This is a genomic window from uncultured Kiloniella sp., from assembly GCF_937128705.1.
GTDB lineage: Bacteria > Pseudomonadota > Alphaproteobacteria > Kiloniellales > Kiloniellaceae > Kiloniella.
Genome location: NZ_CAKZMP010000333.1, coordinates 1 through 12,126, shown reverse-complemented (window position 1 = coordinate 12,126; position 12,126 = coordinate 1). Strand labels below are relative to the sequence as shown.

At 41.5% G+C, this 12,126-nt stretch carries 9 protein-coding genes; 1 reads left to right on the top strand and 8 read right to left on the bottom strand.

What is annotated here, in order from left to right; translation table 11 throughout:
• Positions 1-450: 450 nt before the first annotated feature.
• The 3 genes from Q0241_RS16980 to Q0241_RS16970 are packed head-to-tail and all read right to left on the bottom strand — an operon-like array spanning position 451 to position 2,862.
• Positions 451-825 (bottom strand): hypothetical protein, encoded by a 375-nt coding sequence (locus tag Q0241_RS16980; RefSeq protein WP_299379707.1) that lies wholly within the window; start codon positions 823-825, stop codon positions 451-453.
• On the bottom strand, positions 812-1,246 hold the full coding sequence (locus Q0241_RS16975; RefSeq protein WP_071626251.1) for a polymer-forming cytoskeletal protein: 435 nt from the start codon (positions 1,244-1,246) through the stop codon (positions 812-814). The genes Q0241_RS16980 and Q0241_RS16975 overlap by 14 nt, the downstream gene beginning before the upstream one ends.
• Positions 1,192-2,862 carry a M23 family metallopeptidase gene (locus Q0241_RS16970; protein WP_299379702.1) on the bottom strand — a complete coding sequence of 557 codons (1,671 nt, stop codon included), beginning with the start codon at positions 2,860-2,862 and terminating at the stop codon, positions 1,192-1,194. Before Q0241_RS16970 ends, Q0241_RS16975 begins: the two co-directional genes overlap by 55 nt.
• Before the next feature lie 486 nt (positions 2,863-3,348).
• Between Q0241_RS16970 and Q0241_RS16965 the strand changes: the two genes are divergently transcribed.
• Entirely contained in the window at positions 3,349-5,673 is a 2,325-nt protein-coding gene (locus Q0241_RS16965; RefSeq protein ID WP_299379699.1) for a methyl-accepting chemotaxis protein, read from the top strand.
• Positions 5,674-5,762: 89 nt separating this feature from the next.
• Here the strand turns inward: Q0241_RS16965 and Q0241_RS16960 are convergent, their stop codons facing one another.
• From Q0241_RS16960 to Q0241_RS16940, 5 genes are all read right to left on the bottom strand, one after another.
• Complete coding sequence (locus Q0241_RS16960; RefSeq protein WP_299379696.1) at positions 5,763-7,325, bottom strand: alkaline phosphatase family protein; 1,563 nt, start codon at positions 7,323-7,325, stop codon at positions 5,763-5,765.
• 181 nt (positions 7,326-7,506) lie between these two features.
• Positions 7,507-8,514 carry a hypothetical protein gene (locus Q0241_RS16955; RefSeq protein WP_299379693.1) on the bottom strand — a complete coding sequence of 336 codons (1,008 nt, stop codon included), beginning with the start codon at positions 8,512-8,514 and terminating at the stop codon, positions 7,507-7,509.
• Complete coding sequence (locus Q0241_RS16950; RefSeq protein ID WP_299379690.1) at positions 8,511-9,026, bottom strand: (2Fe-2S)-binding protein; 516 nt, start codon at positions 9,024-9,026, stop codon at positions 8,511-8,513. Before Q0241_RS16950 ends, Q0241_RS16955 begins: the two co-directional genes overlap by 4 nt.
• Entirely contained in the window at positions 9,019-11,790 is a 2,772-nt protein-coding gene (locus Q0241_RS16945; RefSeq protein WP_299379687.1) for a molybdopterin cofactor-binding domain-containing protein, read from the bottom strand. Before Q0241_RS16945 ends, Q0241_RS16950 begins: the two co-directional genes overlap by 8 nt.
• Positions 11,791-11,886: 96 nt before the next feature.
• Positions 11,887-12,126 (bottom strand): transposase (locus Q0241_RS16940; protein ID WP_299379684.1); only part of this gene is annotated, 240 nt, incomplete at its 5' end.

The following is a 12,126-nucleotide window of genomic DNA, read 5'->3' as shown; positions in this document are numbered from 1 at the left end:
AATTATTTACTTAGAACCATATAAATAGTCTTCAAGGGTTAATTTTTATTTCGATATAATCTTAAATTAGACATTTTTTTGTTAAAATTTCACAGGCCAACAATAAATGTGTATATTTGCAAGTGTAAAAAACACACTTATAAAAATTAATTGATTTTCTGTATTAAATTTTTTTATAATAAGGACATCATCGCTTATTAACATTTGTTCTATTCGCATTACTTTTTGGTTTTTTAACATTTTGTTTTCGGTTTAAATTATTATTTATTTGTAAACTATTTACTATACAATATACAACAAAAGTTCCTAATAAAAAAGCTTAAGTTAAAACTTTAGCAAAACTTTAGCATTTTAAAACGGAGCATGCCTCCCTGCTCCAGTACGGTGAAAGGAGTAAAAAAATAACCACCAACTTCAATAGTCGATGGTCATTTTGATTAATTAATTTGTTTACTTTTTCAAGGACTTCATTGAATAAGTTTTGTCTGAATTGTGAATAAGTTCGTATTCAGATGCAAATTCAGAACTTATGAAACAACTTGCAGATTTGCCTTTTGCAATACTAGTATCTAAGCCATTTTTAACAGTCTTATTCATTTTTGTAAACCTTGCAATAAATAAGGATTTAAAGATATCAATTTTTTCATCTTTTGAGAATGTTGTTTTAACTTGTTTAGGTTTTTCTTGCGTAGTTATTTCTTGTTTTGTTTGTTCTTTTGGATTTAAAGTGGCTTCTTGAATTTGAAGCTCTAAACTCTTTATCTCATCTTCGATTTGTTCTTTTTGAGTATAAAGAGCTTTTAGTTTATTCTTAAGATCTATCATGAGCGATTGCAGGACCTAATACAATATTGTTAATTTTTTGCTCAATTTCATTGTATCTACTTTTTAGTTCAGAATTTTTTCTGATACCTCTACCTTCAAATTTACCTTTTGGGTCTATAATTAGTTCGTTGTATCTCATCTCACCAATTACTTTTCCATCTTCCAAAATTTGAACTTCGTTACAATCTATCTTTCCATCAAATAAACCGTTAACAATTAAGTTATTAGCTTTAATATCACCAATTACTTCTCCACTCTCACCAATAGAAATAACGTCAGCTTCAAGAATAACTCCTTCAAACTTTCCATCAATGTGAACAGTGCCTTTAGTGCTAATTCCACCAATTATACAAGTACCAGCAGCAACTACTGTTGCCCCATTTGATGCTGATCCTTTATTTGATTTATTAAAGACTCCCATTCCACTCTCCTCTCTTTTTTAAAGATGTAATTATAATTTTTTAAATCCCATTTTATAAAATTTTTAGGATTTAATACTTTTGTTGCATATCTTACTTCATAATGAACGTGAGGCCCTGTGCTCCGTCCAGAATTACCAAGAAGCGCAATCTTCTCTCTATGAGAAACTTCCTGACCTTGTTTTACGAGCAACTTTCTAAGGTGACCATAACGAGTACGGATACCATTACCATGATCTATCTCTACCAGTCGACCATAACGTCCACGCCAACCGGAATAAACAACCTTACCCGGTGCAGGAGCATAAACGGATGATTTCATCGGTGCGGCCATATCTAGGCCATTGTGAACAGAAGTCTTACCTGTAACAGGGTCACGACGTTTACCAAATGAACTGGTGATACGATATTGATCAATTGGTGTGGTCAGCGGTAACTTGGCAACCACATCTTGCAAGGTTTCCCAGCGCGTTAATTGCATATCCAATAAATTCACAGACGCTTCAAAGTCGGCGCTTTCCTGTATTTCATCAATAGGTATATAAGGCCCACCCTGACCTGTATTCAAATCTTCGGACCCAATAAGAGAATTTAGGTTAAGGCCCGTCATCTCAACAGTTTTTTCAATAACACCCAAACTATATTTTGAACGTTCCGTTAGGCGGTCAACAAGTTCACGTTGAATGTTAGATACTTCAATAAGGGAATTCTGAAGCTGACCGACCTGATCCTCCAGGCCTTCATTATCCTCACGATACATATCAAGGATAGAAGCCTGCTCTATAAATTTATCTCTGGCTTCTTTTGATGATTTGTCTGCAACTCTTCTTGCCTCCATCAAGGAAGACATTTGAGCTTGCTGTTCATCAAAAAGTTCGTCTTTTTCGGCAATCTGTCCCTTAAGATTGACAATTTCTGCTTCCAGATTTTCGACATTTGCCAGAATAGTAACCTTATTACCTTCCAACTCTTCTTTGGCCAAAGTAACAGAATTAAGTTCTTCTTGAAGTTTCAGAAGTTTGCCACCAAGCATTTTTCCGGCTTCAGCGGATTTAAATCTTTCTTCTTCCGAAGTAGCCAAAACCTGACGTAATTGTTTGGCTTGAGTTTCCAAAGCTGCGCTTTGCCCTGCGATCGTCTCCAAATCGTCTTCAAATTGATCAAGTTTGTCTTCCAGAACCTGTCGAGCCAAAGCGACACGTGCGCGCTCGGTTTCAGAGTTTTTAAGGCTAACAACTTTGGTATTTTTATCTGTATCAACCTCATTACCATCGAGAAGACTGATAAGCTGATCCTGGTTTTCCTGTAGATCATTTGTAATCTTAGAGAATTGAGTGTGATATTCACCAACTTGCTGTAAAAGATCAAAATAGTTGAGCTTTTGTTCTTCAATGATTGTATCTTTTTGCGCAAGTCTTTGTTCCGTATAGAACATCGTTCCAGAAGAGAACGCAATCCATCCTGTTAGAGCAAGAACACTGGTTGCAATAGTCTTCTGAAACCTAGGTGTCAGGCGAATAAACTTAACCTGATCATGGGAACGGATATGGATTTCACGCTGAGCAAAAACCTGGTCAACTTTAAGTTTTGCTTTTCGCGCGAACTCATGCACGTCCATTCTTCCCCCCTCTTACCTTCTCGACTGTATTTCTACAAAATACCCCGTAGCGGAGATTTTGTATATAGGATGGCAAATAATTCTGGGCGAATTTATACATCATGATTTCACTTCTTTCAAAGAGAAACCGCGAGCAACGTATATTTGTCTGTACAACAGGAAGCATTTCAATGCTCCGACTTGTTACAAGGGAAGCTAATCCCTTCATAAATAATACCAAAAAAACATTATGATATTAAAAGGTTAATAGAAAAATAACATTAACCAGACAACAACAACGACAAAAACTCACTTGCAACAACTTCTTTGAACATAAAATGGCTAGTTATCTGGTACAGCCCCTTTATTTTTAAAGAGCATTTTCTGCAGAAAACAGTGAATAAATTAATAAACGACATTTTATTTACGATATCGCAACACTTGTATGAACAAATTTGTTTACGACAAAAATAAGCACATTAGATAATCATAATAGGGATAAAAATCATGCTTGGGTCGGGGGACCATCAAAAGTCCACAATATGGACTTTACGTAAAATTCTTTTTTTGATCGGTCTATTGGCCTCAGCAGCAATTGTCGCAGCCCAGTTTTGGTCTTTTGAGAAATATAAAAATTTCTCTCTGGATACATTACAGAAAGAAAGCAGTTCTCAATTCCAGCTTATGGTGCTTGAACGTGTCGTTCAGACCTACGAACCAAAGCTCTATACGTTGGGTTCCGACTGGGCCAGATATACACATCTCGTCAAAGCGATGAAGACCAACGATCCAGAAGAAATTGCAACGTTTGATAAATGGTACCGCGACAACAAAGAAATCCAAACCGGTGAAATTTCCCTAATTTCTACGCACTTTTACAATCCGGATATGGTATTAATTACATCATCAGAAGATGGCCGTATTACCGATAACGAAACAATACTAGAAGAGCTAAAAGCCCGGGATAAAAAAGCCAAACGTAAACCGATTTCTTATATTTGGGCCACCCCAAACGGTAGACCTGTTCATTCAACCATTTTCCCTATTGGTGGATTTAAAGTTGCTGGCTTTGTTGAACTTGTCACAGACCCCATGCAGTACCTTGAAGGTATCAGTGAAACATTAGGGGCTGATGTAACAATTTATGACCCTTCTAGTGAAACAGGATTTGCATTCCAGGAAAACAGCCATAAGGAAGTCACCTCTTCCGAAGCAGAGGATGAAACAGAAACCGCGGATACTGAAAAGGCAAATGAACCTGAAGCAAATGACGAAACAACAGAAACCAAAATCGACAGTCTCACATTAGAAGACGGCCTGAAACTAGACGGGTCAACAGCTTATATTACGGCTACGATTATGGGCACACACGATACTCTATGGGCAAAAGCAACATTAGTTCGTGATGTAAGTGACTTTGCTGAAGGTTCACAACAATTAACACAGGATGCGATAAAAGTACTCGCAGGTGTTTTCCTAACAACATGGCTTATTGCTTTCCTTATGCTGCGATTTGCCGTTTTTGGTAAGCTAAAATCCTTTGCCAAAGCAATGACATCCATCAGCGAAGGCGAAGTTGATATTACCCCACCAACTGTGGGGCCTGACGAATTCAGAACCATGGCAACCGCATTGGATCAACTCAGCAATAGCGTTGCCCAAGTCTTTCAACTGCAAAACATGGTCGAAACAAGCCCCATGTCTACCGTAATGATTGATCTGGAAGGTACGCTTTCTTTTGCAAACCTCAAAGCCAGAAGTTTTATCAATCCTGAAAACACAGATAGTGATTTAACAGGAACAACCGGCAATTTCTTTCAGCTTGATGAAGCAGAATTTAATGAGCTGACTACGCCGGAAAATCTGCCCATGACACGTTTGGTTATCTTCCAAGGTCGTCAACTAGAAGTATCAGCATCCGCTGTGATGGATAATGCTGGTGAATTCAAAGCCTGTATGCTGACTTGGCTTGATGTGACGGATCGTGAAAGTAATAAACAAGCGGCAAGTGAATTGATCAGTAGTGTTCAGCGCGTTGCTGACCGAGTGAGCGCCTTGTCTAAGAATGTTGAAGAGACATCAACGTCTTTGAATACACAATCACAGACCGTTACCGAGCAAGCAGAAAATACACAGCAACTTGCACAAAGTGGTTATGATTCAGCACAAGGAGTGACCCAGACAACTGAAACAATGTCCCATGATATCAGGACAATTAATACTGAATCTGATCACGCAAGAAGTACATCAACAGAGGCTTTAAGTCACCTAACACAAGCATCTGAAACGGTGACCCAACTACGTAGTTCCAGTGACAAGATCAACCAGATTAATGAATTGATTACTACGATCACCAATCAAACCAAGATCTTGGCTATGAATGCGACAATCGAAGCAGCAAGAGCTGGCGAAGCTGGTAAAGGGTTTGGTGTTGTTGCTTCTGAGGTAAAGGCCCTTGCTGAACAAACAGCTTCTGCGACAGATCAGGTAGCGGCAATGATTAAAGAACTACAGGTACATGCCCAGGCCACAACAGATAAAATGGAATCAATTGATACCGTCATGCATCAGGTTGGGGAAACTCAGAATAAGATATCAGATTCCATTAACGAACAAGATCGTGCTGCCGGCGAAATTGCCAAGAACATTGAAAGTATGGCGCAGGGATCAAGACAGATTGTTGATCTGGTAAATGATGTACACCAACAGTCAATAAATACAGGTAGTTCAGCACAAAGTCTTCTTGGAACATCAAAAGAACTTGCCGAGGAAGCAGAAAAACTAAGTGAACGCTTATCCGAATATCAGAAACATCTGGATCAAGCTGGATAGAGAAAATAACAGCTGTCTTCCAAATTAAAAGGCGATGATTTATTTAATCATCGCCTTTCTTTATGCACGGTTAAATTCTTTATCTTCTATTAAACTCTGCTGTATTCTCTTTCTAAAACGCCATCAGACGTCAATTGAATATGGCTCATACGTCGCGCGACATAGTTCTGGCGCCAGCTGAGCATCTTCTGAGTATAAGATAACACTATGGAAGTGTAGTCTGGGTCTTCAGCCCGATTAACAACTTCATCCGGATCTTTTTTCAGATCAAACAACAGCGGTGGAAGAGTTGTAAAGTGAACATATTTATAATTATCATCCCGAATAATTGTCATCACACATTGGTCACTTGTTAAGCCGAATTTTTCTTCTGCTTTGTACGTCTTCAAGTCTCGGAAATCCACTTCCCAATGCACTTCACGACGCCATTTATCAGGTTCATTTCCTTCAATGAAGGGCCGCAAAGAGTGCCCGTCACACTGCATGGGTGGCTTCATTCCCATCACGTCAAGAACGGTCGGCATAATATCGACAGCTTCTGTAAAATGATTATCAATGACCTGTCCGCGTGATGGATTTGCGTCTTTTCTGGGATCTCTGATGATCAAGGGAATATGGCAACTCTCGTCAAAGTAACCGAGTTTCCCCCACAGCCAGTGATCGCCAAGTTGTTCCGCGTGATCAGAAGTGAATACAATGAGAGTCTTGTCATACTGGTTAGTATCTTTAAGCGCTTGAATAACGCGACCTATCTGATCATCAACCTCAGAAATCAAACCATAATAAGCGGCTCTCATTTGTCTAATTTCATGATCAGGAAGGTCACGGACATTTTCCTCATGCCCCATATAAGCGCCGACCTTGGCCATGTTATCCAGAGCAAAATCCAAATATGGATGTTGCGCTTTCTCTGTCTCGACATCCTTTGCACGATGCGGCATTGCAATGTCTTCGGGGTTGTACATCCTATTGTAAGGTTCAGGCGCAAACAAAGGGGGATGCGGCCTCAGGAAAACACCGTGAAGAAACCAGGGATCTTTGTGGATATTAATATAGTTGATAAGCTTATCAGAGATAAAAGCAGTATCACTGCTATCCTTATCATAGCCTGGAGGTGCATAACTCAGCCCCCTCGTCTCTACATCAGGATAATCATTTTGACCGATTGTAATATCAAACTGGTTCTCTGGCAGTTGATATCCTTTGGCTTCCAATTCCCCGAACCAGTCAACAGCCATTTCCTCGCTGACCAAAGATCCAACTTTAAAACCGGGCATCACCCCGCAATACGTTTTTAAATCAGGATCATTTTTATCACGGCCTCTGGGATCAACGGGCGTATCCGTATAGCCATAGAGTGTTGGCTCGTATCCCTTTTTACGCGCTTCTAACGCAATATTGGTAAAGGTCGCATCCAACGGCGTTCCATTTGACACATGACGATGGTTCATTGCGTACATAGACGTTAACAGCGACGTTCTGGAAGGGCCACAAGGAACACACTGCGTATAGTGCTTTCTAAAAGCTAGGCCATCCGAGGCCAATTTATCCAAATTGGGTGTCTGTACCATATGCCCCGCAGATGAAAGACACTCCCCGCGCCATTGATCCACAGAAATAAGTAGGATGTTTCTAATTTCTTTGTCTGTCATGTTTTCACCGAAACTAAACGGATTGGCGACTATTCAATTGCTCTTATTTAAAAGCTTGTTCTCTGCACAAGTATAGATCCACTTTGCCATTACTGACCAAGCCACAACAATGAATTTTTTATAATAATTACAGTGAAATATATTCATAAAAAAAGCCCCGCATAAGCAGGGCTTTTTCACATCAGGGTTTACCACCTATGGGGTCAAGCATACAGCCTAACTTTGCCAATTCATCTTTGTCATCATCTTGATAGGCCTCATGACAGCTGAGGATTTCAGACACTGATTTGGCGTAAATCACATTCCATTGCGCTTCGGAATGAAAATTTCCTACGGGCATAAAATGAGACGCAGGATAGGTTTGAGCCCAGGCGTTGGCATTGGGAATATCCGCCATTCCCACGGCTTCTTCGGTGGCCTGACCGCTGGTGAAATCAACACCAAGACGGTGACACCCGACACAAGTGTTGTCACGAGTACTTAAAGAAATTGGTTGCCACTTTTGAAAATCCCGGCCCAGGTGTTTATACCAGCCTTCTGGGTCAGTCGGAACTTTGTCCCAGACCTGCCCGATAAAGGGACTATACATAAAGGGGTCATTATCATGACAATTTCCGCAACCGTCGTCTGAGACTTCTTTAGGTGTATTCCAGAACTGTTTGGCCTCTTCATAGTCCTCAAAGGGTGCCTTTTTCATCGGCGATGGTACCAAAGACCCATCAATGGGAAGTCCGTTTGAGCCTGTGGCTTGAAACCAGCAAGTACTACCATCTTTAGCTGAGTGGGCTACAACATCGATTTCATCATAATAAATGCTGCTTGCTGTTCTGATTTTCTTTTGCCTGCACAGAACAGCAACTTGATTATCACCTTCTGATAGATCGAGCACTCGTGAATAAGGAACACACTGTCCATCAGCATCTTTGCCTAGGGGTAATAACGACGGACGATCACAATCCATGTCCTTATAGTATTTATCAGGTGTCTCCCCACCATTAATGGTGATTGGAATCATCGTACCCGTCTGACAATTAAAGGCTGGAAGATCTCTTATCGCTTCGGCACACATATTTCCATAAGATGCCAGATCCTGCCCTTCTTGTTGCTGTTTCGGCTGATCGCTTGGGGTACAACTAAGAAGAAAAAGAAGTGATGCACCGGAAACGCTTTTAAGGAATGTTTTCATCATGCCACCATCCCCGGCTGCTTGAGAATGGCAGCCTTAACTGCCTCATAATATCGAATATAGCCTGTACATCTGCAGATATGATCTTTCAAGGCATCATCAACAACTTTATCCAACGAAGACCTTGGAATGGGATTATCCGTTAATCGATCCCATAAGGTCATTGCCGCCATCAAAAAACCGGGTGTGCAGTAGCCACACTGAAAAGAAAAATGATCCAAAAACTCTTGTTGTAAAGGATGTAATTTACCATCCTCGGCAACGCTTTCTACTGTATAGACTTCGACACCAGACAAGGAAGACAAGGGTGTTGAGCAAGCAATCATTGGCTCTGACGGTGCCCCAGGTTGTCGCCGGACAGATACGGTACAGGCGCGACAGACACCAATACCGCAACAAAACTTCGTGCCTGTCAGATTTAAATCTTCCTGTAGAAAATCAATGAGCGGTAAATCAGCCTCTTCCTTTGAGGCATGAACCGTTTTACCATTTACGGAAAAAGAGATATCAGCCATTTTTATCCATCCCCTTGCGAATTTTTTCTGCTGTTATGGGGAGATCACTGAACCGCACCCCCGTTGCATCATACAAAGCATTTGATATTGCCGGGGCCACAGAGCACATCACAGCTTCTGCAATACCCTTACCCGTTTTGTCATGTTTGAGCGGCTCAAGGGTAATTAGTTCCTGACCGTCTAGCGCCACATCACCAGCACGGGGAACGAAATATTGATTGAGGTTCCAGTCTCCATCCGCTGGCCCGCCCAACCCCGGTGGCATATCTTCTAACAAACTATAACCGATGGCCATTGCAACACCGCCCTGACTTTGTCCTGACACTAACTCTTCCGTGATAATTTTACCTGCGTTTAGGACTGATAAAGATTTTCGAACGACAGCTTCCCCGGAAACGGGGTCTACCGTTAAACCGATGATATTCCCACAAGGCGCAAATGTTGTTCGGGAATAGCGGGACGATACTGGTGATGGATAAACACCGCTATTTGCAATGCGTCGGATAATTTCAGGCGTGCTTTGACCTGCCGAATAAACAGCTAGACCATCAATTTCCCAATTATGGGTAATGTTCTTAACATCAAAATCAGCCTTTACCCAATTTTCTTGGAAATATGCGTGAACAAGAGCCGCTTTCATACGTCCTGAGCGATAAATAACATCCGCAATAATATCCATAGGGATTGGGGGGAGATCCATGTCTTTTGCATATAGTCGCTCATTTTCCCAGATTAAATCATCTGCGGGAATATTTGGTAATCCAAATATCTCTCGAGCAACAGGAACGATAGCCGTGTCGAATAGGACCTTCGAAGCTTGATTAATGGCATGCACCTGGTGAAAAGCCGTAAGACAAGCACTGGACGACCCAACCCCGTTTGCTGTCCAATCAGGTTCTTTCCACGATCCTTTACTTGCAGTATTCATCTTGAGTACAGGAAATAAATCCGGGTTGCCCATGTCAATTTTTGACGCATTGCGCCCCAAATGATCTGCCGTTGATACGGCGAGTGTTGTTGCAGAACCATTCCCCATATCAACGGCATTTGTTTTCACCGTCAACTGACCTGAACGATCAAGCTCTACATATCCGATAAGACCATCACCAGAAGTGCCAAAAGCCTGCATGGACATAGCAAAACCAACACCATACAAAAGACCATTCTTGCGCCAATGTTCCTTATCTCTTTTTTGGTCTCGCCAGATATCGTGATCTTCAGATTTATCGAGAATTTCGTGCAGACGTAGCTTTTCTGTTATAGGTCCACCGACGACAGTATTGTCATATTCATCTAGAGTGTTCTTACGTCGCAGCTCTATAGGATCCCAGCGATTGTCTTTTGCGACCTCATCAAGAAGGGTTTCAATGGCAAAGAATGCCTGTGGTCCACCAAAACCACGTTGTGATCCACCAGATATATTTTTTGAATACATCGCGTTAGAATTAATAGCAGCACGGGGGATACTATAAGACCCGCCTGCGCATAATCCGGCAAGCTGGGCTACCCATGGGCTCAGATTTTCTCTCCCGCCACCGTCAAATGACATCATCACATCCAGAGCCTGGATTTTACCTTCATCGTCAACAGACAGACTTTCTGTCAATTCACAGGCATGACGCTTTAGCCCGGCTTGAAATTGCTCAAAGCGATCGTATGCCAATCGGATCGGTTTTCCGCCTGCATAAGCGGCTGCAATTGCAAGGTTTAAGGTAAAGACAGAGCTGTCTCGCCCGCCAAAGCCACCACCAGGATAACACGAAATGATATTGACAGTCTCGACTTGAACGACGGGGTTATCCCCAGTAAACATCTCAAGCACGTCAGTCATATCCCCGTCAGGAGATTGCGTGCCGACCAATAAATTCAGGGTTTTATTCGCAGCATCATACCAACCAAGTCCATTCTCTGGCTCCATAAACATGGGATCCATTGCCTGCATGGAGCAACTGGTGTTATAGGTTTTCCATTGTCCAGAAGCCATTTGTTCTTGGATGCGAACCCTATGCGCAAAAGCTTGTTCCGAATAATTATTATCCCCTCCATTTTGCGCGTAGGAAAAGACGTCTTTTCCTTTTTCATTTGATGCTACACGGACGTAATTTGTCAGAGGATTAAAAGGAAATACGGGTTTGTTTCTTGGTTTTTTGTCATAAATAACAAAATCAGAATTAAACTGGATCGCTTTTTTGGCCGCTCTATAATCTTTACGATCCTTAAAGATCAAAAAAGCCACAGGCTGACCATAAAAACTTGCTCGCTTGCCCTTAGAGACAATAAAGGGCCAAGTCAGCGCACTCGGCCTTTTAACTTTGACATCCTGCATGAGAGGTTGGTTTTCTGGCTCTTCCTGATCCTGTAACTTATTCGGACGCAGGACTTCACTGATAATCTTTTCGCCGTAAAGAACTTCTATAGGTTGAGCATTCTCTGGGATTAAAGACAGGTCTAAAGCTTTGAATGGATTGTTAACATCCGTCGCCCTAACGATCATCACCGGACGTTCTTCTTTGGGCCACCCAGGCAAGTTCCATGCATGATAGTCCCGAGCAAAAACTTTCTGCCCCGTAACTTTGACCAATCCATCAACCCTATACCGGGCTTTTCCGGGTGATTTTGACCAATCGCCACTATTTAAGGATGTTATCTCGTCCGTTTCATCCGCAAGCAGCTGTGTGACGGGGATCATGTTTACGGTAAACGATACCCCTGCTACGGTTTTAATGAAACTTCGACGCGTCATAGAAAACGCGGTATTTTTCATGAATTCCCCCTGAGAAAAGATTATGGGTAATTGATTTACCTCTTACCTTCGAGTTCCTAGTGAAGCACTTTAACTGTTTATTATTAGGGTGTGGACTCAATTGATCCAACATCTTATGGAGAATAGGAATAGCATGTTTAGGAAGTTTTCTCCCTTTTTCTCAAATCTTGTTGCCAGCCGTCTCATATCCTTCATTTTACAAAAGAAACGCTCGACAATATTTCTCATTGCATAAAGGTTCTTATCGTGAGGGACCTTATTTTTGGCGTTACTTTTTGAGGGAATGACAGCCAAGGCCCCTTCATCAGCGATAGCTTCTCTGATTTTATGACTGCT